At 63.3% G+C, this 19775-nt stretch carries 23 protein-coding genes; 13 read left to right on the top strand and 10 right to left on the bottom strand.

The window, feature by feature from the left end; genetic code table 11:
• Positions 1-18 precede the first annotated feature (18 nt).
• A complete protein-coding gene (locus tag F8R15_RS07305; protein WP_152844123.1) occupies positions 19-651 on the top strand; it encodes a LysE family translocator in 633 nt (210 codons plus the stop codon).
• A gap of 3 nt (positions 652-654) precedes the next feature.
• Here F8R15_RS07305 and gloB read toward each other — a convergent pair whose 3' ends face one another.
• Positions 655-1425 (bottom strand): hydroxyacylglutathione hydrolase, encoded by a 771-nt coding sequence (gloB, locus tag F8R15_RS07300; RefSeq protein ID WP_152844122.1) that lies wholly within the window; start codon positions 1423-1425, stop codon positions 655-657.
• A 62-nt stretch (positions 1426-1487) separates the two neighbouring features.
• On the opposite strand from gloB, the gene F8R15_RS07295 reads away from it, so the two are divergent.
• The 7 genes from F8R15_RS07295 (at position 1488) to F8R15_RS07265 (ending at position 7946) form a co-directional block, all read left to right on the top strand.
• Complete coding sequence (locus F8R15_RS07295; RefSeq protein ID WP_078519404.1) at positions 1488-2246, top strand: class I SAM-dependent methyltransferase; 759 nt, start codon at positions 1488-1490, stop codon at positions 2244-2246.
• A 401-nt stretch (positions 2247-2647) separates the two neighbouring features.
• Complete coding sequence (locus F8R15_RS07290; RefSeq protein ID WP_078546650.1) at positions 2648-3208, top strand: F0F1 ATP synthase subunit delta; 561 nt, start codon at positions 2648-2650, stop codon at positions 3206-3208.
• Positions 3209-4738 carry a F0F1 ATP synthase subunit alpha gene (gene atpA, locus F8R15_RS07285; RefSeq protein ID WP_078539506.1) on the top strand — a complete coding sequence of 510 codons (1530 nt, stop codon included), beginning with the start codon at positions 3209-3211 and terminating at the stop codon, positions 4736-4738.
• Positions 4739-4759: 21 nt separating this feature from the next.
• Positions 4760-5638 (top strand): F0F1 ATP synthase subunit gamma, encoded by an 879-nt coding sequence (locus F8R15_RS07280; RefSeq protein ID WP_078519402.1) that lies wholly within the window; start codon positions 4760-4762, stop codon positions 5636-5638.
• Positions 5639-5659: 21 nt separating this feature from the next.
• The gene (gene atpD / locus F8R15_RS07275; RefSeq protein ID WP_078546654.1) at positions 5660-7078 is read left to right on the top strand and encodes a F0F1 ATP synthase subunit beta; all 1419 of its coding nucleotides are present in this window, start codon (positions 5660-5662) and stop codon (positions 7076-7078) included.
• Between the two features lie 9 nt (positions 7079-7087).
• On the top strand, positions 7088-7489 hold the full coding sequence (locus F8R15_RS07270; RefSeq protein WP_078519400.1) for a F0F1 ATP synthase subunit epsilon: 402 nt from the start codon (positions 7088-7090) through the stop codon (positions 7487-7489).
• A 106-nt stretch (positions 7490-7595) separates the two neighbouring features.
• On the top strand, positions 7596-7946 hold the full coding sequence (locus tag F8R15_RS07265) for an H-type lectin domain-containing protein (RefSeq protein WP_152844120.1): 351 nt from the start codon (positions 7596-7598) through the stop codon (positions 7944-7946).
• A gap of 96 nt (positions 7947-8042) precedes the next feature.
• Here the strand turns inward: F8R15_RS07265 and F8R15_RS07260 are convergent, their stop codons facing one another.
• Positions 8043-9545 carry a CoA-acylating methylmalonate-semialdehyde dehydrogenase gene (locus F8R15_RS07260; RefSeq protein ID WP_078519398.1) on the bottom strand — a complete coding sequence of 501 codons (1503 nt, stop codon included), beginning with the start codon at positions 9543-9545 and terminating at the stop codon, positions 8043-8045.
• A gap of 115 nt (positions 9546-9660) precedes the next feature.
• Between F8R15_RS07260 and F8R15_RS07255 the strand changes: the two genes are divergently transcribed.
• The 3 genes from F8R15_RS07255 (at position 9661) to coaD (ending at position 11673) form a co-directional block, all read left to right on the top strand.
• Positions 9661-10560, top strand: coding sequence for a LysR family transcriptional regulator (locus F8R15_RS07255; protein ID WP_078519397.1), 900 nt, complete (start codon positions 9661-9663; stop codon positions 10558-10560).
• Between the two features lie 90 nt (positions 10561-10650).
• Complete coding sequence (locus F8R15_RS07250) at positions 10651-11085, top strand: CBS domain-containing protein (protein WP_152844119.1); 435 nt, start codon at positions 10651-10653, stop codon at positions 11083-11085.
• A 90-nt stretch (positions 11086-11175) separates the two neighbouring features.
• Entirely contained in the window at positions 11176-11673 is a 498-nt protein-coding gene (gene coaD, locus F8R15_RS07245; protein ID WP_078519395.1) for a pantetheine-phosphate adenylyltransferase, read from the top strand.
• Here the strand turns inward: coaD and F8R15_RS07240 are convergent, their stop codons facing one another.
• The 7 genes from F8R15_RS07240 to purB all read right to left on the bottom strand — a co-directional run bounded on the left by F8R15_RS07240 (position 11674) and on the right by purB (position 17910).
• Positions 11674-12474 (bottom strand): YfdX family protein, encoded by an 801-nt coding sequence (locus tag F8R15_RS07240; protein WP_172976183.1) that lies wholly within the window; start codon positions 12472-12474, stop codon positions 11674-11676.
• Between the two features lie 242 nt (positions 12475-12716).
• Positions 12717-13718, bottom strand: a complete 1002-nt coding sequence (gene gap, locus F8R15_RS07235; protein ID WP_078519393.1) for a type I glyceraldehyde-3-phosphate dehydrogenase — start codon at positions 13716-13718, stop codon at positions 12717-12719.
• A gap of 107 nt (positions 13719-13825) precedes the next feature.
• Positions 13826-13969, bottom strand: coding sequence for a hypothetical protein (locus tag F8R15_RS21435; protein ID WP_172976182.1), 144 nt, complete (start codon positions 13967-13969; stop codon positions 13826-13828).
• 31 nt (positions 13970-14000) lie between these two features.
• Entirely contained in the window at positions 14001-15002 is a 1002-nt protein-coding gene (gene gap, locus F8R15_RS07230) for a type I glyceraldehyde-3-phosphate dehydrogenase (RefSeq protein WP_152844117.1), read from the bottom strand.
• Between the two features lie 178 nt (positions 15003-15180).
• A complete protein-coding gene (locus tag F8R15_RS07225) occupies positions 15181-16218 on the bottom strand; it encodes a flagellar motor switch protein FliG (RefSeq protein WP_083075576.1) in 1038 nt (345 codons plus the stop codon).
• 134 nt (positions 16219-16352) lie between these two features.
• The gene (locus tag F8R15_RS07220; protein WP_098410593.1) at positions 16353-16505 is read right to left on the bottom strand and encodes a chitin-binding domain-containing protein; all 153 of its coding nucleotides are present in this window, start codon (positions 16503-16505) and stop codon (positions 16353-16355) included.
• A gap of 100 nt (positions 16506-16605) precedes the next feature.
• Entirely contained in the window at positions 16606-17910 is a 1305-nt protein-coding gene (gene purB / locus F8R15_RS07215) for an adenylosuccinate lyase (protein WP_152844116.1), read from the bottom strand.
• A gap of 71 nt (positions 17911-17981) precedes the next feature.
• On the opposite strand from purB, the gene F8R15_RS07210 reads away from it, so the two are divergent.
• Positions 17982-18398, top strand: a complete 417-nt coding sequence (locus F8R15_RS07210) for a DUF6314 family protein (RefSeq protein ID WP_078599278.1) — start codon at positions 17982-17984, stop codon at positions 18396-18398.
• 46 nt (positions 18399-18444) lie between these two features.
• Positions 18445-19260, top strand: a complete 816-nt coding sequence (locus F8R15_RS07205) for a DUF3445 domain-containing protein (protein WP_152844115.1) — start codon at positions 18445-18447, stop codon at positions 19258-19260.
• Here the strand turns inward: F8R15_RS07205 and F8R15_RS07200 are convergent.
• A complete protein-coding gene (locus F8R15_RS07200) occupies positions 19257-19571 on the bottom strand; it encodes a TM2 domain-containing protein (RefSeq protein WP_152844114.1) in 315 nt (104 codons plus the stop codon). The two genes, F8R15_RS07205 and F8R15_RS07200, sit on opposite strands and share 4 nt — an antisense overlap.
• Between the last annotated feature and the right edge of the window lie 204 nt (positions 19572-19775).

Below are 19775 nucleotides of genomic sequence, written 5' to 3'. Positions count from 1 at the left end.
CACTGAGAAAGCCCTTCGATGCCCGACCTGTCCCATATCCTCGCCTTCGGTGCCGTGGCGCTGGCCATGGTGCTGAGCCCCGGTCCCAACATGATCTATCTGGTCTCGCGCACGATCTGTCAGGGGCGCGGCGCGGGACTGGTCTCACTGGGTGGGGTGGCGCTGGGTTTTGTCTTCTACATGCTCTGTGCGGCCTTCGGGATCACTGCGATCGTGCTCGCCGTGCCTTATGCCTATGACGCGCTGCGGATTGCCGGGGCGCTCTATCTGCTTTGGCTGGCATGGCAGGCGGTGCGGCCGGGCGGGCGTTCGGCCTTTGAGACCCGCGAGTTGCCGATCGACGGGCCGCGCAAGCTGTTCGTGATGGGCTTCGTCACCAACCTCCTTAATCCGAAGATCGCGGTGATGTATCTGTCGCTGCTGCCGCAATTCATCGACCCCGCGGCGGGATCGGTGCTGGCGCAGTCACTGGCGCTGGGCGCGGTGCAGATCGTCATCTCGGTGGGCGTCAACGCCGCGATCGTGCTGGGCGCAGGCGCAATGGCCCGGTTCCTCGCGACGCGTCCGCTCTGGATGCGCGTGCAGCGCTGGGCGATGGGGACGGTGCTCGCCGCGCTGGCGCTGAGCGTGCTGCGCGACGCGCGGCGGTGAGGCTTAGAACCGGTCCTTGCGGGCGCGCGCTTCGGTAAAAACCTCGACCGGCGTCGCGCTTTCGGGCAGGCCGAGCGCCGTGCGCAGTTTCGGGTCGTCGCCGCGCAGGAACGGGTTGGTCGCTTTCTCCAGACCCAGTTCGACCGGAACGGTGGGGCGGGCCTGAGCGCGAATGGCGCGGACATTCTCCATCCGGTCGATGAGGTTCGGGTTCTCCGGTTCGATCGAGAGCGCGAAGCGACCATTTGCCTCAGTATATTCATGCCCCGAACAGACCAGCGTCTCGTCGGGCAACTCGCTAAATCGAGACAACGTGTCATACATCTGCTGCGCCGAGCCCTCGAAGAGACGTCCGCAGCCCCAGCTCATCAGGCTGTCGCCGGAAAACAGTAGACCGCCCTCGGGGAAGTAATAGGCGATATGGCCGACCGTATGCCCATCGGCGGGCAGAACCTCGACATGCTCCATCCCGATCGCGAGCTTTTCGCCGGGGCTGACCTCCTGATCGAGCTTGGGAAGGCGATGCGCATCCGCCTTGGCCCCGACGATTTTCGCCCCCGTTGCCGCCGACAGCGCCTGAACGCCATCGATGTGATCGGCGTGATGATGCGTCAGCAAGATCAGATTCGCTTTCCAGCCCCGTTCGTTCAGCGCCTTGAGAATGGGCGGCGCTTCGGGAACGTCGATCACGGTGGTTGTGTCCGTCGCCGCCTCGTGCACGACATAAGCATAGTTGTCGGCGAGACAGGGAATGATGAGAAGCTCAACGGCCATGGTGTTTTCTACCGCTTTGATTATCTTGCAACATAGGTAAGCCGAAGGAAGCGAAAGGCGCAATGCATCTCGACGTACTCGACCTGCGGAATTTCTACTACCGGACCCAGCTAGGCCGTGCGGCGCAGCGGGCAATCCGGGATCGCGTTGTTTCGATGTGGCCCGCGACGGGGCCGCAGATGGCGGGGCAGACGGTGGCGGGCTATGGCTTCGCTGTGCCGCTGCTGCGTCCTTACCTCGAGCCTGCCCGTCGGGTGATCGGGTTGATGCCGGCCGAGCAGGGCGTGATGCCGTGGCCTGCGGGGATGCCCAATGTCTCGGTCCTGTGCGACGAGGCGCGCTGGCCTCTGGAGACGGGCCGGGTGGATCGGCTGATCGTGATGCACGGGCTCGAGACCTCCGACAATTCCGAGGCCCTGATGCAGGAATGCTGGCGGGTGCTGGGGCCGGGGGGCAGGGCGCTGTTCATTGTGCCCAACCGCGCCGGGCTCTGGGCGCCGCGGGAAACGACGCCCTTCGGCTTCGGCAAGCCCTACACGCTCGGGCAGCTCGATCAGCTCGCACGCCGGTCCGGCTTCGTGCCCGAGCGCCATACCGGTGCGCTCTACATCCCGCCGAGCCATCGCCGCTTCTGGCTGCGCTCGGCCGCGATGTGGGAACGGCTGGGCACCAAGGCAGCGGGCGTGCTGGCGGCGGGCGTCGTGATGCTGGAAGTCTCCAAGCAGGTCCATGCGCGCCATGATTCCGGTTTGGGCGCACGGGTCCGCAAACCGCTGTCGATTCTCGAAGGGGCGGTGAAACCGGCGACGGACCCGGCCTGACACGGAGTTAATGCCTCCCGCGGGAAAAACAGTCGAGACGCAACAATCACCTTCGCGTATCGCCCGCCGCGCAACTCTCCTGCGTCCCGTCGCAGGGCGCGAATAATTTTTCGACCGCCAACGCGTATTGAGGTGAATCACCCTCGCGCGGCGTTCCATGACCAACCGGTCCAAATTCCTGTTAGCGCCCACAAAATCCTCCCCTGCCTGTCACCTTCCCGCGACGAAGGGCAGATTGGAGGCATTCTGCTCACATTCTCGTGCTCAAGATGGTTGCGAGGGGGGGATTGCTCTGCTAGTGACCTCCCCGATAAGCGGCGCGGAGGGCATGTCTCAAGCGCGCCGGGGGAGCGCCCCACGGCCTGTTCCGGGTCGGGGCAAAACGCATCGGAAGGGTGGACGTGTCCGAACCAGCTTCGATTTCCGCAAGCATCGCCGGCCGCTATGCGCTGGCCATTTTTGAACTCTCGCGCGAAGCAAATGCCCTCGCCGCGCTCGAAGCCGATGTCTCCGCGCTGTCGGAGGCGCTGGCTGGCTCTGACGAGCTGCGTGAGGTGATTGCATCGCCGGTCTACACGCGCGATCAGCAGGCAGCCGCAATCGGCGCTCTGGCAGCCAAGATGGGTCTGTCGGACCCGATGAAGAACGGTCTGCAACTGATGGGCGCTAAGCGTCGTCTCTTCGTGCTGCCGCAGCTGCTCAAGGCGCTGTCGGACCTGATCGCGGACGAGAAGGGCGAAGTGACCGCAGATGTCACCTCGGCCAGCAAGCTCAGCGCCGCACAGGCCAAGAAGCTCGCCGAAGTGCTGAAAAACCAGACGGGCAAGACCGTCAAACTGAACACCGCCGTCGATGAAAGCCTCATCGGTGGCATGATCGTAAAGCTGGGCTCGCGCATGGTCGACACGTCGATCCGTTCGAAGCTCGCTTCTCTCAAGAACGCCATGAAAGAGGTCGGATAAATGGGCATCCAAGCAGCTGAGATTTCTGCGATCCTCAAGGAGCAGATCAAGAATTTCGGGCAGGACGCCCAAGTGGCCGAAGTCGGTCGCGTGCTGTCGGTTGGCGACGGTATCGCGCGCGTCTACGGGCTCGATAACGTCCAGGCCGGTGAGATGGTTGAATTCCCCGGTGGTATCCGCGGGATGGCACTGAACCTCGAAACCGACAACGTCGGTGTCGTGATCTTCGGTTCGGACCAAGACATTAAAGAAGGCGACACCGTCAAGCGCACTAACTCCATCGTGGACGTGCCGGTCGGTGAAGCGCTGCTCGGCCGCGTGGTAGACGGTCTCGGCAACGCGCTCGACGGCAAAGGCGCCATCGAAGCGAAAGAGCGTCGCGTCGCCGACGTGAAAGCTCCGGGCATCATCCCGCGTAAATCGGTTCACGAGCCGATGGCGACCGGCCTCAAGTCGGTTGACGCGATGATCCCGATCGGCCGTGGCCAGCGCGAGCTGATCATTGGCGACCGTCAGACCGGTAAGACCGCAATCGCGCTCGACACCATTCTGAACCAGAAGTCGTATAACGACGCTGATCCGTCCAACAAGCTGCACTGCTTCTACGTCGCGATCGGCCAGAAGCGCTCGACCGTGGCGCAGCTGGTTAAGAAGCTCGAAGAGACCGGTGCGATCGAATACACCACCGTGATCGCCGCGACCGCTTCGGACCCCGCGCCGATGCAGTACCTCGCGCCCTACACTGCGACCGCGATGGCGGAATACTTCCGCGACAACGGCATGCACGCGCTGATCATCTATGATGACCTCTCGAAGCAGGCTGTCGCCTATCGTCAGATGTCGCTGCTGCTGCGTCGCCCGCCGGGCCGCGAAGCATATCCGGGCGACGTTTTCTACCTGCACTCCCGCCTGCTGGAGCGTTCGGCGAAGCTGAACGAAGACTTCGGCGCAGGTTCGCTGACCGCTCTGCCGGTCATCGAAACCCAGGGCGGCGACGTGTCGGCCTTCATCCCGACCAACGTGATCTCGATCACCGACGGTCAGATCTTCCTCGAGACGGAACTGTTCTACCAAGGTATCCGTCCCGCCGTGAACACCGGTCTGTCGGTGTCGCGTGTTGGTTCGTCGGCTCAGACGAACTCGATGAAGACCGTGGCAGGCCCGGTTAAGCTGGAACTGGCACAGTATCGCGAAATGGCGGCCTTCGCTCAGTTCGGCTCGGATCTCGACGCCGCAACTCAGAAGCTGCTGAACCGTGGTGCGCGTCTGACCGAGCTGATGAAACAGCCGCAGTATTCGCCGCTCACCAACGCGGAAATCGTGGCCGTCATCTTCGCCGGCACCAACGGCTTCCTCGATAGCATCCCGGTCTCCGAGGTCGGCAAGTTCGAACAGGGTCTGCTGGATTACCTGCGCAACTCGCGCAAGGACATCCTCGACTGGCTCACGAACGAGGATCCGAAGATCAAGGGTGACGCGGCCGACAAGCTGAAAGCCGCTATCGACGAATTCGCCAAGACCTACGCGTGATTGGCCTGAAAGGACAGGGACATGCCCAGCCTTAAGGACCTTAAAAACCGGATCGGAAGCGTCAAGAACACGCGGAAGATCACGAAGGCGATGCAAATGGTCGCCGCCGCAAAGTTGCGCCGCGCTCAAGAAGCGGCCGAAGCTGCGCGCCCCTATGCCGAGCGGATGCACTCCGTGATGGCGGGGCTCGCAAGTTCGGTCCAGGGCCGGGACAACGCGCCGCGCCTGCTTTCGGGCACCGGTTCGGACAAGGTGCAGCTTTTGGTGGTCATGACCGCCGAACGCGGCCTGTGCGGTGGCTTCAACGCCAATATTGCGAAGCTCGCGCGCCAGACGGCTGAAAAGCTGCTGGCCGAGGGCAAAGAGGTGAAGATCCTCACCGTCGGCAAGAAAGGCCGCGATGCGCTGCGCCGTGAATACGGTCAGTACTTCATCGGCCACGTCGATCTGAGCGACGTCAAGCGCCTGAGCTATGACGACGCGCAGAAGATCGCCCGCGACCTGATCGGTCGCTTCGACAATGGCGAGTTCGACGTCGCGACGATCTTCTTCTCGATCTTCGAGAGCGTGATCGCGCAGCGCCCGACCGCGAAGCAGATCATCCCCGCTTCCTATGAACCGGAAGAGGGCGAAGAAACGCCGAGCGTCAATTACGACTACGAACCCAGCGAGACGCAAATCCTCGAGGATCTGCTGCCGCGTGGGGTCGCCACGCAGATCTTCACGGCTCTGCTGGAAAACGGTGCCTCGGAACAAGGTGCGCGGATGTCAGCGATGGACTCTGCGACGCGCAATGCGGGCGATATGATCGACAAGCTGACGATCGAATACAACCGCACGCGCCAGGCCGCGATCACCAAGGAACTCATCGAAATCATTTCGGGCGCCGAGGCGCTCTGACGGAACCGGAGAAAGACAGACATGGCAAGCAATGGTAAAGTGACCCAGGTCATCGGCGCCGTCGTCGACGTGCAGTTCGACGGCGAGCTGCCTGCGATCCTCAACGCGCTGGAAACCGAGAACAACGGCAAGCGCCTCGTTCTCGAAGTGGCTCAGCACCTCGGCGAAAACTCGGTGCGTACCATCGCAATGGACGCGACCGAAGGTCTCGTGCGCGGCGCCGGCGTGAAAGACACCGGCAAGCCGATCTCGGTGCCGGTCGGCAACGCGACCCTCGGCCGCATCCTGAACGTGATCGGCGAGCCCGTGGACGAGAAAGGCCCCGTGGAAGCGGAAGAAACCCGCGCCATCCACCAGCCCGCGCCTAACTTCGAGAGCCAGGCGACCGCCTCGGAAATCCTCGTGACCGGCATCAAGGTCATCGACCTGCTCGCACCCTACTCCAAGGGTGGTAAGATCGGCCTGTTCGGCGGCGCTGGCGTCGGCAAGACCGTTCTGATCATGGAGCTGATCAACAACATCGCGAAGGTGCACTCGGGCTACTCCGTGTTCGCCGGTGTGGGCGAGCGGACCCGTGAAGGGAACGACCTCTACCACGAGATGATCGAATCCAACGTCATCAAGCCCGACGATCTGTCGAGCTCGCAGGTGGCACTGGTTTACGGCCAGATGAACGAGCCTCCGGGTGCGCGTGCGCGTGTCGCTCTGACCGGTCTGACCCTGGCCGAGCAGTTCCGCGACCAGTCGGGTACCGACGTTCTGTTCTTCGTGGACAACATCTTCCGCTTCACGCAGGCGGGTTCCGAGGTGTCCGCACTTCTGGGCCGTATCCCCTCGGCAGTGGGCTACCAGCCGACGCTGGCCACCGACATGGGCGCGATGCAGGAACGCATCACCTCGACGAAAGCCGGCTCGATCACCTCGATCCAGGCCGTCTACGTGCCCGCGGATGACCTTACCGACCCGGCTCCGGCCACCACCTTCGCCCACCTCGACGCCACGACCGTTCTGTCGCGTGCGATCTCGGAACTCGGCATCTACCCGGCTGTGGACCCGCTGGACTCGTCCTCGCGTATCCTCGATCCGGGCATCGTCGGCGAAGAGCACTACAAGGTCGCCCGTCAGGTGCAGGAGATCCTTCAGCGCTACAAGGCTCTGCAGGACATCATCGCCATCCTCGGTATGGACGAACTGTCCGAAGAGGATAAGCTGACCGTGGCTCGTGCCCGTAAGATCCAGCGTTTCCTCTCGCAGCCCTTCGACGTTGCGAAAGTGTTCACCGGTTCGGACGGCGTTCAGGTTCCGCTCGAAGACACCATCGAGTCGTTCAAGGCGGTTGTTGCGGGCGAATACGATCACCTGCCCGAAGCGGCCTTCTACATGGTTGGCGGCATCGAGGACGTGAAAGCGAAAGCCGAGAAACTCGCCGCTGCGGCGTAAGGAGGCATTATGGCCGACACGATGCAATTCGATCTCGTTGCGCCCGAGCGCAAGCTGGCCTCGGAAGAGGCGGCGGTCGAGGTCATGGTGCCTGGTGCGGATGGTGACCTCACGGTCATGCCCGGCCACGCGCCGATGCTGACCACGCTGCGTCCCGGCAAGCTGACGATGGTGACGCGGTCGGAAACCCAGAGCTACGCGGTGACGGGTGGCTTCGCCGAGATCACCCCCGAGGGGATCACGGTTCTGGCCGAGCGTTCGCTGCCCGCGGAAGAGTTCACCAAGGAAGTCCACGATCGCCTGATCGAGGAGGCCCGCCGCGTCCATGACGAGGCGCATCCTTCGGTGGCCGACATGACCGCGAAGCTGCTGGCTGACATGGAGGCCCTCGGCTCGCATATGCTGAGCTGAGACCTCTCGCGAAAAGATTTAGGAAGCCCCGGATTTTCCGGGGCTTTTTATTGTCTGCAGTTGCGGTAAGCTCTGCCTCAGGTTGAAAGAAAGAGGCCCTGTCTCGATGATCACGATCGAAAGCCACCGTCTGGGGATGCAACGCGGCTCGCTCGCGCTGTTCTCCGACTATCAGGATGGCGGCGCCATGTGGACGGGCGAGGGCCCGCGCGAGCTGCGCAAGAAGGTTGCCTTCGCGGAGCCCTTCCGCGCGACGCCGATGGTGCAGGTCTCGCTGTCGATGTGGGACGTGGACGGCAAGCACAATTCGCGGATGGATATCTCCAGCGACGGCGTCACGCCAGATGGCTTCGTGATCGTCTTCCGCACCTGGGGCGACAGTCGTGTGGCGCGGGTGCGCGCGGATTGGCTGGCACTGGGCGGCGTCTCGCATGAGGATGACTGGGACATCGATTGATCCGCACGGTCTCATGCCACGAAAAACGCCCCGCCAATCGGCGGGGCGTTTTCCTATCTGTGGGGGAGGGCGGTTCGCGAACCGCCCGCCGCAAGATCAGTCGAGCGCCTTGAAGTTCAGCGCCGCGCCTTCGTCCTTGATGCCCGAGAACCAACGCGCCGTGACGGTCTTGGTCTTGGTGTAGAAGCGGAAGGCGTCCGGGCCGTACTGGTTGAGGTCGCCGAAGGCCGACTTCTTCCAGCCGCCGAAGGTGTAGTAGCTCAGCGGAACCGGGATCGGGAAGTTGATTCCGACCATGCCGACATTGACGTTCGCCGCAAAGTCGCGTGCCACATCGCCATCGGCGGTGTAGATCGCGGTGCCGTTGCCGTAGGGGCTGTCGATGACAAGATCGAGCGCCTCGTCATAGGACTTCGTGCGCACCATCGACAGGACCGGGCCAAAGATTTCCTCTTTGTAGATGTCCATGTCGGGGGTGACGTTGTCGAAGAGCGACGGGCCGACGAAGAAGCCGTCCTCATAGCCCTGCAGCGAGAAGTCGCGGCCGTCGACGACAAGGTTCGCACCCTGATCGACACCCGAATTGATGAGCGACTTGATCCGCTCCTGCGCCTGCTTGGTGATGACGGGGCCGTAATCCACGTCGTCGCCGCCGGTATAGGGGCCGACTTTCAGCTTCTCGATCTTCGGCACGAGACGTTCGACCAGCGCATCCGCCGTGCCGTCGCCCACCGGAACCGCAACCGAGATCGCCATGCAGCGCTCGCCAGCGGCGCCGTAGCCCGCGCCGATCAGCGCGTCGGCGGCCTTGTCCATGTCCGCGTCGGGCATGATGATCATGTGGTTCTTCGCACCGCCGAAGCACTGCGCGCGCTTGCCGTTGGTGGCCGCACGACCGTAGATGTATTGCGCGATCGGGGTCGAACCCACGAAGCCCACGCCCTGGATCGTTTCGTGATCGAGGATCGTGTCCACGGCTTCCTTGTCGCCGTTGACGACCTGCAGAACGCCATCGGGAAGACCGGCTTCCTGCGCCAGTTCCGCGAGCATGATCGCGGTGGTCGGCACGCGCTCGGACGGCTTGAGGATCATCGCGTTACCTGCCGAAAGCGCCGGGCCCATTTTCCACAGCGGGATCATGGCAGGGAAGTTGAACGGCGTGATGCCGGCCACGACGCCCAGCGGCTGGCGCATCGAGTAGAGGTCGATACCGGGGCCTGCGTCGCCCGTGTATTCGCCCTTGAGCATCGCCGGCGCGCCCATGCAGACCTCGATCACTTCGAGGCCACGCTGCACGTCGCCCTTCGCGTCGGGGATGGTCTTGCCGTGCTCTTTCGACAGAGCCTCGGCGAGCTTGTCCATGTCGCGCTCGATCAGTTGACCGAATTTCATCATCACGCGGGCGCGGCGCTGCGGATTGACCTTCTGCCATTCCAGCTGCGCTTTTGCGGCGTCCGCGATTGCGGCATCCAGCTCGGCCGGGGTGGCCAGCGCGACCTTGGCGATCTGCTCGCCGGTGGCGGGGTTGAAGACTTCGCCGAAGCGGCCGGACGTGCCTGCAACGCGCTTGCCGTTGATCCAGTGACCGATTTCTTCCATGAGACGCTCCTCCTACAGATAATCTTGGCTTGGGCGCACTCTAGCCTTGCGAAATTGAGCATAAAAGAGGAAGTAGCTCAAAAGCGTTTTGCATTTTTGCAAAGAGGAGCGCGATATGGACTGGGACGACCTGCGGATTTTCCTTGCCGTCGCACGGGCCGAGAGCCTGTCGGGCGCCGGGCGGCGGTTGAAGCTGGACGCGGCCACCGTAGGACGGCGCATCGCGCGGCTCGAAGAAGGGGTGGGCGCGAAACTCTTCGTGAAATCGCCGCAGGGCTATGCGCTCTCCGAGTCGGGCGATCGGCTCCTGCCCCATGCCGAGGCGGCGGAGCAGGTCTTCGCGGGCGCCGATGAAGAGCTGTCCGGCATCGCGGGCCAGTTGACGGGGCAGTTGCGGATCGGCGCGCCCGATGGCTGCGCGAATTACCTTCTACCGCAGGTCTGCGCGAAGATCGCCGAGGACAATCCCGGGCTGGAGATCCAGGTCGTCGCCTTGCCGCGGGTCTTCAACCTCTCGAAACGCGAGGCGGATATGGCAATCGCGGTCTCGCGCCCGACGGCGGGTCGCCTGACCGTGCAGAAGCTGAGCGACTATCACCTTAGCCTCGCCGCGCATCGCGACTATCTCGCGAAGGCGCCGCCGATCACCTGCAAGGAGGATCTGCGTCATCACCGGATGATCGGCTACATCCCCGACATGATCTTCGACAAGGAGCTGGACTACTTCGCCGAGACCGAGGCCGAGGTGATGGGGCTGGCGTCGAATTCAGCGGCCGTGCAAACCCGGATGATCGAGGCGGGCGCGGGCGTGGGCATTGTCCACGACTTCGCGATCCCCTTCGCCCCCGGCGTTCAACGGGTGCTGGGCGACGAGATCCGGCTCAACCGCGCCTTTTGGTTGATCCGCCACGCCGATGACCGCCGATCCGAGCGTCTGACCCGCTTCGCCGAAGCGCTAGGGCAGGGGCTTCGCGACGAGGTCGCGCGGCTCGAACACGCTGCGGTTGAAATATAACTGGCGGCCCCGTGAACCGCAAAGCCGTTGACAAATCTATGAAAGCAGTGGGACGCTTGGGTTTAGACGACGTTTTTCAAGGAGACGCCGATGCAGGTTATGCAGATTCTCAAGAACAAGGGCGAGATGGAAGTTTTCACCGTCGCCCCCGACATGAAGCTGAGCGAGGTCGTCGCCCTGCTTTCTTCGAAACGCATCGGTGCGGTGATCGTCTCGCAAGACGGGGAAACCGTCGACGGGATCGTCTCGGAACGCGATGTTGTGCGTGAAATCGCGCGGCGCGGTGCGGATTGTCTGGTGATGACCGCCAGTGATGTCATGACCCGCGACGTCAAGCATTGCGCCCCGATGGACAGCACCGAAGAGGTGATGAGCCTGATGACCGAGGGCCGCTTCCGCCACATGCCCGTGCGCGAGAACGGCAAGATGGTCGGCGTGATCTCAATCGGGGACGTGGTCAAGGCGCGTCTGAACGAGCTCCATATGGAGAAAGAGTCGCTTCAGGGCATGATCATGGGCAACTGATGCCGCATTGCGGCACCTTCCCGCTTGCATTTAGCCACGCAATATAGTTGCGTGCGCTGAGCTTTTTGGCGGGCGACGAGGGAGGATGCCATGCGGATCGGTCTTTACCCCGGAACTTTCGATCCGGTCACGCTGGGCCACCTCGATATCATCGAGCGCGCGATGGCTCTGGTGGATCGGCTCGTGATCGGGGTCGCGATCAACCGTGACAAGGGGCCGCTTTTCTCGCTCGAGGAACGCGTCGCCATGCTTCAGGATGAGTGCGCGAAGATCACCGACCGCCGCGGCGGCGAGATCGTCGTCCATCCCTTCGAAAACCTGCTGATCGACTGCGCCAAGGATGTCGGCGCGAGCGTGATCGTGCGCGGCCTGCGCGCGGTGGCCGATTTCGAATATGAATTCCAGATGGTCGGGATGAACCGCGCGCTCGACGCCTCGGTCGAGACGGTGTTCCTGATGGCCGATGCACGGCGTCAGGCGATCGCCTCGAAGCTGGTGAAGGAAATCGCGCGGCTCGACGGGGATGTCTCGAAATTCGTCACCCCCGCCGTGCGCGATGCCTTGGTCAAGGCTTACGCCAACCGCTGATCAGCCGTTCGAGGCGGAGTTGGCCGACGTGCCGCTCTGCTGCGATTTCTGCTTCATCTGAGTGCTGCCGCTCGCATTTGCCGAGGATTTCGTGGCGTTGCCCGCCTGCTGCGGCAGGTTGTCGAGCCCCCATTGGTCGATCACGACGGAATCCTCGACGCCTTTCAGCGCAAGGTTCGCTTCGTAGTAATTGCCCGACTTGATGAGCTTCGATGCGTCCTGCAGGTGGGCGAGCGACGCCTTCGCGGGCACCATTGCCGCCGAGATCGACACGTCGATATCGTTGTCCTTCAGCGTCTTGGCGGCGGCTTTTGCGTTCCCCTGCGCCATCTGCTGATTGGCCTTGCCGACCGCCTTCTGGTTGTCCGGCGTCACCGTGAAGCTTTCACCAAGCGCGATGGAGCTGTCGAAGGGCAGGTAAGTCACGCCTTTCTTGCCCGCTTTCGAGGGCACGCCCCATTTGCTCTCGGCCTTCTCGGCGGACTGCATTTTCGCGGTGGCGTCCTTGGTCATCTTGGTCGCCATGTCGGTATTGCCGTCGAAGATCGCCAGACGCGCCGCGCGCACTTCGCGCATCGCGGTGTAGGCGTCATTGACCGTGGTCAGCAAGTCCTTGTCGGTCGAGCTTGCCGTGGTCTGCGAGACCGCGTCATTGCCTTGGCTCTGCGCGCTCTGCATCGCGGTGCCGCTTGAGTTGCTGTTGGAACTCGTGGTGGCGGCATTGGCCATCTCAAAGCTCGCGGGGCCCGCGATCAGCGCGGAGGAGAGGGCGAGGGCGAGGAATTTCTTGCTGCGTTCCATGGGATATTCCCTTTCGTGACGGGGTTCAGCTAAGGCGGAGGCGCCGGGCGGCGCGCTCCATGGCCCTAAAACGTCCCGGATTTCAAAGGGTTCTATCACCATGCATCAAGGCTCGCGGCGCGGGTGAGAGGGCGCGTGCATGCTCTGCGAGCCGTGTGTGAGGGGTGAACGAAAAAGGGCAGCCCAAGATGGACCGCCCTTTCGTCATATTCGCAATGTCCGGGGCGGTGCCCCGATCACGCTCAGATCAGCTTGCCCATCGCGACGGCGGTGTCCGCCATGCGGTTCGAGAAGCCCCATTCGTTGTCGTACCAGCTCAGGATACGGACCATGCGGCCTTCCATGACCTTGGTCTGGTCCATGTGGAAGATCGACGAATGCGGGTCGTGGTTGAAGTCGCTCGAGACGTTGGGCTTGTCGGTATAGCCGAGGATGCCTTTCATTGGGCCGTCAGCGGCCGCCTTGATCGCGGCATTGATCTCTTCGACGCTGGTGTCCTTGCCGGCCTCGAAGACCAGATCGACGACCGAGACGTTCGGCGTCGGCACGCGGATCGCGACACCGTCTAGCTTGCCGTTGAGTTCCGGCAGCACCAGACCCACGGCTTTGGCAGCGCCGGTCGAGGTCGGGATCATCGACAGCGCGGCGGCGCGGGCGCGATAGAGATCCTTATGCATCGTGTCCAGCGTCGGCTGGTCGCCGGTATAGCTGTGGATCGTGGTCATGAAGCCCTTCTCGATCCCGATCGCGTCGTTCAGCGCCTTGGCGACGGGGGAGAGGCAGTTCGTGGTGCAGGATGCGTTCGAGACGACGAGGTCGTCTGCGGTCAGCGCACCGTCGTTCACACCGAAGACGATCGTCTTGTCGGCGCCGCTGGCGGGGGCCGAGACCAGAACGCGCTTCGAGCCGTTCTCGAGGTGGAAGGCTGCCTTGTCGCGCGCGGTGAAAATGCCGGTGCATTCCAGCGCGACATCGACATCGCCCCAGGGCAGTTCTTTCGGGTCACGGATTGCGGTGACCTTGATCTTGCCGCGGCCGGCATCGATCCAGTCTTCGCCGGTCGTGACCTCATGGGGGAATTTGCCGTGCACGGAGTCGAATTGCAGCAGATGCGCGTTCGTCTCGACCGGGCCGAGATCGTTGATGGCGATCACTTCGATGTCGGTGCGCCCCGACTCGATGATCCCGCGCAGCACGTTGCGGCCGATGCGACCGAACCCGTTGATGGCAACTTTAACCGTCATATCCGTCTCCTCTGGCTGGCTGCCCGGCAGGGAGTTGCACGGGCAGGTCTTCCGTTAACGCTAACAAGCGCGTTCAGCGCCAAAGGTCAACGGGGTGCAGCCCGATGCTAGCGCCAGAAAGCGACATATTGAACGAGATCGGCAGTTTTTTTCGCCAGAAACAGCAAGATGCGGCCGTCATCCGCCATCACATCCGCCAAAATGAGCAAAATGAGGAGGGCCCCAAGCCAGAGCGCGATCCGATTGGTCATCTATCCCCTTCGCGCGCCCTTGCCCGGCGCGTCAGTGCACGAGTCGCCCCATCGCCCCGGCCACATCGGCCATGCGGCAGGAGAACCCCCATTCGTTATCGTACCAGGCCAACACGCGGACAAGCTTGCCCACAACCTTGGTCTGGTCCGGCGCGAAGATAGAGGATTGCTGCGTATGGTTGAAGTCGATCGAGACCTTCGGCTCGGGGTCGTAGCCCAGCACCATGCCCATGTAGCCGGCAGCGGCCTCGCGGACGATCTCGTTCACCTCGTCGCGGGTGACGGTCTTGCGCGCCTCGAAGGTCAGATCGACCGCGGAAACATTGGGGGTCGGGACGCGCAGCGCGGTGCCGTCGAGGCGGCCTTGCAGCTCGGGCAGCACCTCGCCCAGAGCTTTCGCGGCGCCGGTGGAGGTCGGGATCATCGCCATCGCCGCAGCACGGGCGCGATAGAGATCCTTGTGGCGACGGTCGAGCGTGGGCTGATCGCCGGTATAGGAATGGATCGTCGTCATCACGCCCGATTCGATGCCGATCGTGTCATTGAGCACCTTGGCGAGCGGCGCGAGGCAGTTCGTCGTGCACGACCCGTTCGAGACGACGTGATGCGCCTGGGTCAACTCGCGATGGTTCACGCCGTAGACCACGGTCTTGTCGGCATCGGTCGCAGGCGCCGAGACCAGAACCCGCTTCGCACCGCGACCCAGATGGACGGCGGCCTTGTCGCGGGCGTTGAACTTGCCGGTGCATTCGAGAACGACATCGACGCCGTCCCAGTCGAGTTCTTCCGGGTCGTAGGTCGACATCACGTCGATCGGGCCGCGCCCGAGGTCGAGCGTGTTGCCCGCGACTTTCACCTGCCCGCCGAACCGGCCGTGGACGGAGTCGTATTTCAGGAGATGCGCATTGGTCTCGATCGGGCCGGTGGCGTTGATCTTGACGACCTGCACGTCATTGCGCGCGGCTTCCGCGATATGCGCGAGCGTGCAGCGCCCGATGCGGCCGAAGCCGTTGATCCCGATGGTGACGGTCATGATGATCTCTCCGAAGCGCGTGATTTCGGCGCTGGATACCATTGCATGCAATTTGGGAAAAGGTTTTGAAACAGTATGTTAGCGTAAACACGCGGTGTTTGCGATAACATTGCGGGGCAGGGTGCGGCTTTGGCGCGAAGAGTGGCGCCAAACGGGGCGCGGCGACAGAATCTTTCGCTCAATCGTCGTCCTCCGCGACGAGGAATATCTCTCCCGCGGCTTCCATCTCCCGGATTGCGGCGACGACCGCGCTCATCGCCTCTTCGGCGTCTTTCTCCTTCACCTTGCCCAGATTCGCCATCTCGTCGCGCAAGCTTTGCGCCATGCGCTGGGACATGTTGGCAAGAATGAACTCCGCCGCGGGCTGCAACGGGCCGGTCGCCCCGGCAAGCGCGACGGTCAGCTGCGTCTGATCGACCACGCGCAGCACTTTCGGGATATCGCGTGTGTCGATGCGGGCGGGGATATTGGCGAAGGTGAAGATTGCCTTCTTCACCTCGTCGGCGAAGGTCTTGTCCTCTTCCTCCAACCCCTTGAGCACCGCGTCGCGGGTGGCGGAGGCCGAGTAGTTCAGGATCGCACCCACCCGTTCCACCGGCCCGGAATCGAAGGCTTTGGGCGGGGTGGCATCGAGTTGCGCCGCGAGCGCCTGCCCGATCCGCAGCACGGTTTCGGGCGCGACATTGCCGGTCAGCGAGACCGCATAGGCAATCCGCCGCGCTTTCTCTCCGGGCAGCAGCCCGAGCAATTCGGCAGATTTCGCAACCGACAGCTTCGACAGCATCACCGCGCCCACTTCGACGCTTTCGCCTTCCAGCACGGGCAGAAGCACCTCTGCGGTGAGGCCCGCGATCCGCTGCCATGGATCGGCGCGCGAGGAGCCGGAGGCCAGCCTGCGCAACCGGTTCGAGGCCGAGGGCGAGAGCTGACCATCGAGCAGCGACAGCGCGCCTTCCAGCCCGCCGGGAAAAGCGATGCCGACAGCTTCCAATTCTTCGCAGAACTCTTCCACCACGCTCGCGATGGTGGCGCGGTCGACCAGACGCAGCTGCGCCACAGCCTCGGTCAGTTCGGTCTGGTGGTCGTCGCTCAACTCCGTCAGCGGCAGTTTCAGCCCTTCGGAGGCGAGCAGCCGCACGATGATCGCAGCTTTCTGGCGCCGCGAAAGCGGTCCCGGCCGGGCGGATTTGTCGCCAGCCGAGTCGGACCCGGCCATATGACCGAGCGCCATGGGCGCGATCGCATTCACCGCGAGAACCTCCGTGCTGGGCATCGGCCGCGCGGGCGGCCAATGCGTTTCGCGGTCAACTTTGCACGGAGGCCGTTAAGACGGGATTACCGTCTCAGCGGTCAGCTGGACTGCAGGACGCAGGCACTCGCGTCCTTGTCCCAGACCTGGCCCTGCGGGCAGGACATGGAAGCCTGATGGCCGCTAAAGCACTCGGCCGACGCGGCCAGAGGAGCGAGGATCAGCACGGCGGCTGCAAGGATGGTTCGGGTCATCTGCAATCTCCCTTTGCTAGATGCCCTAGGGTAAGCCCGAATCGCACGCGCCGCCTATAGTCGGCTGACATAGGCGGCGCGGAACGGGCTTGTTTCTCGATTATTCGCCGAAAACGCGGGCGAAAATCGTGTCGACATGCTTGGTATGGTAGCCCATGTCGAACTTCTCGTTGATGCCGTCGACGCCGAGAGCGGCCACGACATCCTTGTCGGCGAGCAGCTGTTCGCGGAAATCGACGCGCTCTTCCCAGACCTTGAGCGCGTTGCGCTGCACCATCGCATAGGCGTCTTCGCGCGACACGCCGGCTTGCGTCAGCGCCAGCAGAACGCGCTGCGACATCACCAGGCCGGGGAACTTGTTCATGTTCGCAAGCATGTTCTCGGGGTAGATGATCATCTTGTCGACGACGCCTGCCAGACGGTTCAGCGCGAAATCGAGCGTCACGGTCGCGTCGGGGCCGATGCCACGCTCGACCGAGCTGTGCGAGATGTCACGCTCGTGCCAGAGCGCCACGTTCTCCATCGCCGGGATCACGGTCATCCGCACTAGGCGGGCAAGGCCGGTGAGGTTCTCGGTCAGGACCGGGTTCTTCTTGTGCGGCATCGCCGACGAGCCTTTCTGGCCCATCGAGAAGAATTCGGCGCCTTCGAGCACTTCGGTGCGCTGCATGTGGCGGATTTCGATCGCGACGTTTTCGATCGAAGACGCGATCACGCCCAGCGTCGCGAAGAACATCGCATGGCGGTCGCGCGGGATCACCTGCGTCGAGATCGGCTCCGGCTTGAGGCCGAGCATCTTGCAGACATGCTCTTCAACGCGCGGGTCGATATTGGCGAAGGTGCCGACAGCGCCCGAGATCGCGCCGGTCGCGACTTCTTCTTTGGCGGCCTGCAGGCGCGCCTTGTTGCGGTCCATCTCGGCGTAGAAGCGCGCGAAGGTCAGGCCCATCGTCGTGGGCTCGGCATGGATGCCGTGCGAGCGGCCCACGCGAACCGTGTCCTTATGCTCGTAGGCGCGCTTCTTCAGCGCGGCCAGAACCTTGTCTAGATCGGCCAGCAGAATATCGGCGGCGCGCACCAGCTGCACGTTCAGGCAGGTGTCGAGAACATCCGACGAGGTCATGCCCTGATGGACGAAGCGCGCCTCTTCCGAACCCACATGTTCAGCGAGGTGCGTGAGGAAGGCGATGACGTCATGCTTGGTGACGGCTTCGATCTCGTCGATGCGGTCGACGTCGAACTCGACATCCTTGGCCTTCCAGACGGCCTCGGCATTCTCTTTCGGGATCACGCCCAGCTCGGCCTGAGCGTCGCAGGCATGCGCCTCGATCTCGTACCAGATTTTGAACTTGGTGGCGGGTTCCCAGATGTCGACCATCTCTTTGCGGGCATAACGCGGGATCATCGGCGGCCTCTTGATTGCGTGTGGTTGCGCGCTTGTTAGACTGCACCTGCCTTTGGGGCAAGGGAGAGCCAATGCCGCAGCTGTCGGATTTCGAGGGGAACTGGGTGCTGACGCGCCAAATCCTGCATAGCGACGGCAATAAGGCCCGTTTTGACGGTCACGCCTGTTTCGCGCCCGAAGGGGTCGGGCTGCATTATCGCGAGAGTGGCGAGCTGGTGATGCCGGGCGGTCAGAGCTTTCACGCGGAGCGCAGCTATTTCTGGCGGGCCGAGGGCGGGCAGATCGCCGTGGCCTTCGAGGACGGTCGTCCCTTTCACAGTTTCGATCCGCTGAGCCCGGCCGCGAGCCATTGGTGCGACCCCGACGATTACCGGGTGAGCTATGACTTCGACGCGTGGCCGAAGTGGCGAGCGATCTGGCGGGTGCAGGGGCCGCGCAAGGATTACGAGATGATCTCGGACTATGTGCGCAGCGCGGGGCAGCCCTGACACGGACGCTCTTGTCGCGGGCGGGGACGCGCGGCAATCTGCCGGGATGAAAGACCTTGTCGCCACACCGATCCTGCAAAATCGCCTGAGCTTCGCGCCCTGGGCTGATCCGCGCACGCGGCGGCTGCCGGGGGTGATCCCGGTGACATATGAGGATTGGCTGGAGGTCGATGATGCCTATGCCACCCAGATGGGCTTGCGCGACCGTTTGATCGGAGAGGCGCGCGATCTGGTGCTGGGCCTGTCGGATCACGGACGGCCTGCGGCGGAGGAACTCTACGATCTGATCCTGCCGATGCTTCCGGCGCTGGGGTTTGCCTGCAGCGCGGAGACGGTCACGCGGCCAGATGGGGCGGAGGTTGCGCTGGATCGCACGGACCCGCTCGCCACGCTCGGGCGGCTCTTGCAATGCGATCTCTGCCTGATGGAAGCCGATGAGGCCGCGTTCGGTCATGCCGAGCATGTTCTAACCGGCGGCGTGCTGTGTTTTCCCTCGGGCTGGACGCTGCGCGAGAAATTCATGCGCCCGATGATGCGCATTCACGAGCCGATCGAGATCTACACCGACGATCTCGGCAAGCGGGTGCAGCGCTTGCTCGATGGGGTGCGTGAGGGCAGGGGGCTGATGCGCGGGACCGCCTCGCGCTCGGCAGCACATCTTCACGATCCGCGCTCGGAATACGAATTCGCTCACGCGCCCGCCGACGCCCCTTATATCCGGGTGGAGCGGCAATGCTTGTTCCGGCTGCCGCGCACGAATGCCGTGGTCTTCTCGATTCACACCCAAGTGGTGCGGCCCGAAAGCCTGAGCCCGGATCAGGCGCAGGCCTTGGCCGAGCACCCGATCCGGCAGGCGGATTAAGCTTCCTGCATCAGCCGCCAGCGCGTCTCGGCCATATCCTGCGAGACCATGCCGGGGATCAGCAGCGCGTCGATCAGCCACCACAGCCCTGCGAGTCCAAGCGGGATGAAGCCGATCAGGATGGGCGACAGGAGCGTGCCGATCCCGGTCAGCGCAAGCATTACTACGCCGGAGAAGACGCGCCCCATATACATCCGGTGCACGCCAAGCATCGGCAGCATGACCCACAGCACATAGCCAAGCAGGGCCGATTTCTTCTCATTCGCGACGCGCTGCTCGATATAGAGGGCGCGGGCATCGTCTCGGGTCATGTTAATCTCCATAACATCTTCCTAGCCGATATGGGCAGTTGCGCTGCGCGATCAAGAGGGTCGCGGACAATCCGCCGTCTCGGCGGGTCTGCGCGGGCGTCCGGTTTCATAACCTTTTAACCAAAAGTGACCCTAGGGAAGTTTTGGCGCTAATCGCCTTATGCGCGAGTGCCGCGAGGCTGCGGATTTCCGCAGTGCTGAAAA

This window comes from Thioclava sp. JE_KL1, from assembly GCF_009296265.1.
GTDB lineage: Bacteria > Pseudomonadota > Alphaproteobacteria > Rhodobacterales > Rhodobacteraceae > Thioclava.
The sequence above is the reverse complement of the archived record's forward strand: the minus strand, read 5'-3'. Positions and strand labels throughout refer to the sequence as shown.

What these genes read in the sequence shown, in the direction of transcription:
- F8R15_RS07305 (WP_152844123.1), top strand. Translation starts at nt 19, where the DNA reads ATGCCCGACCTGTCCCATATCCTCGCCTTCGGTGCCGTGGCGCTGGCC.
- F8R15_RS07240 (WP_172976183.1), bottom strand. Translation starts at nt 12,474, where the DNA reads ATGGAACGCAGCAAGAAATTCCTCGCCCTCGCCCTCTCCTCCGCGCTG.
- F8R15_RS07220 (WP_098410593.1), bottom strand. Translation starts at nt 16,505, where the DNA reads ATGACCCGAACCATCCTTGCAGCCGCCGTGCTGATCCTCGCTCCTCTG.
- F8R15_RS07200 (WP_152844114.1), bottom strand. Translation starts at nt 19,571, where the DNA reads ATGACCCGAGACGATGCCCGCGCCCTCTATATCGAGCAGCGCGTCGCG.
- F8R15_RS07270 (WP_078519400.1), top strand. Translation starts at nt 7,088, where the DNA reads ATGGCCGACACGATGCAATTCGATCTCGTTGCGCCCGAGCGCAAGCTG.
- gloB (WP_152844122.1), bottom strand. Translation starts at nt 1,425, where the DNA reads ATGGCCGTTGAGCTTCTCATCATTCCCTGTCTCGCCGACAACTATGCT.
- F8R15_RS07205 (WP_152844115.1), top strand. Translation starts at nt 18,445, where the DNA reads ATGAAAGACCTTGTCGCCACACCGATCCTGCAAAATCGCCTGAGCTTC.
- F8R15_RS07255 (WP_078519397.1), top strand. Translation starts at nt 9,661, where the DNA reads ATGGACTGGGACGACCTGCGGATTTTCCTTGCCGTCGCACGGGCCGAG.
- atpD (WP_078546654.1), top strand. Translation starts at nt 5,660, where the DNA reads ATGGCAAGCAATGGTAAAGTGACCCAGGTCATCGGCGCCGTCGTCGAC.
- F8R15_RS07295 (WP_078519404.1), top strand. Translation starts at nt 1,488, where the DNA reads ATGCATCTCGACGTACTCGACCTGCGGAATTTCTACTACCGGACCCAG.
- F8R15_RS07265 (WP_152844120.1), top strand. Translation starts at nt 7,596, where the DNA reads ATGATCACGATCGAAAGCCACCGTCTGGGGATGCAACGCGGCTCGCTC.
- gap (WP_078519393.1), bottom strand. Translation starts at nt 13,718, where the DNA reads ATGACGGTTAAAGTTGCCATCAACGGGTTCGGTCGCATCGGCCGCAAC.
- F8R15_RS21435 (WP_172976182.1), bottom strand. Translation starts at nt 13,969, where the DNA reads ATGACCAATCGGATCGCGCTCTGGCTTGGGGCCCTCCTCATTTTGCTC.
- F8R15_RS07210 (WP_078599278.1), top strand. Translation starts at nt 17,982, where the DNA reads ATGCCGCAGCTGTCGGATTTCGAGGGGAACTGGGTGCTGACGCGCCAA.
- purB (WP_152844116.1), bottom strand. Translation starts at nt 17,910, where the DNA reads ATGATCCCGCGTTATGCCCGCAAAGAGATGGTCGACATCTGGGAACCC.
- F8R15_RS07225 (WP_083075576.1), bottom strand. Translation starts at nt 16,218, where the DNA reads ATGGCCGGGTCCGACTCGGCTGGCGACAAATCCGCCCGGCCGGGACCG.
- coaD (WP_078519395.1), top strand. Translation starts at nt 11,176, where the DNA reads ATGCGGATCGGTCTTTACCCCGGAACTTTCGATCCGGTCACGCTGGGC.
- atpA (WP_078539506.1), top strand. Translation starts at nt 3,209, where the DNA reads ATGGGCATCCAAGCAGCTGAGATTTCTGCGATCCTCAAGGAGCAGATC.
- F8R15_RS07280 (WP_078519402.1), top strand. Translation starts at nt 4,760, where the DNA reads ATGCCCAGCCTTAAGGACCTTAAAAACCGGATCGGAAGCGTCAAGAAC.
- F8R15_RS07250 (WP_152844119.1), top strand. Translation starts at nt 10,651, where the DNA reads ATGCAGGTTATGCAGATTCTCAAGAACAAGGGCGAGATGGAAGTTTTC.
- gap (WP_152844117.1), bottom strand. Translation starts at nt 15,002, where the DNA reads ATGACCGTCACCATCGGGATCAACGGCTTCGGCCGCATCGGGCGCTGC.
- F8R15_RS07260 (WP_078519398.1), bottom strand. Translation starts at nt 9,545, where the DNA reads ATGGAAGAAATCGGTCACTGGATCAACGGCAAGCGCGTTGCAGGCACG.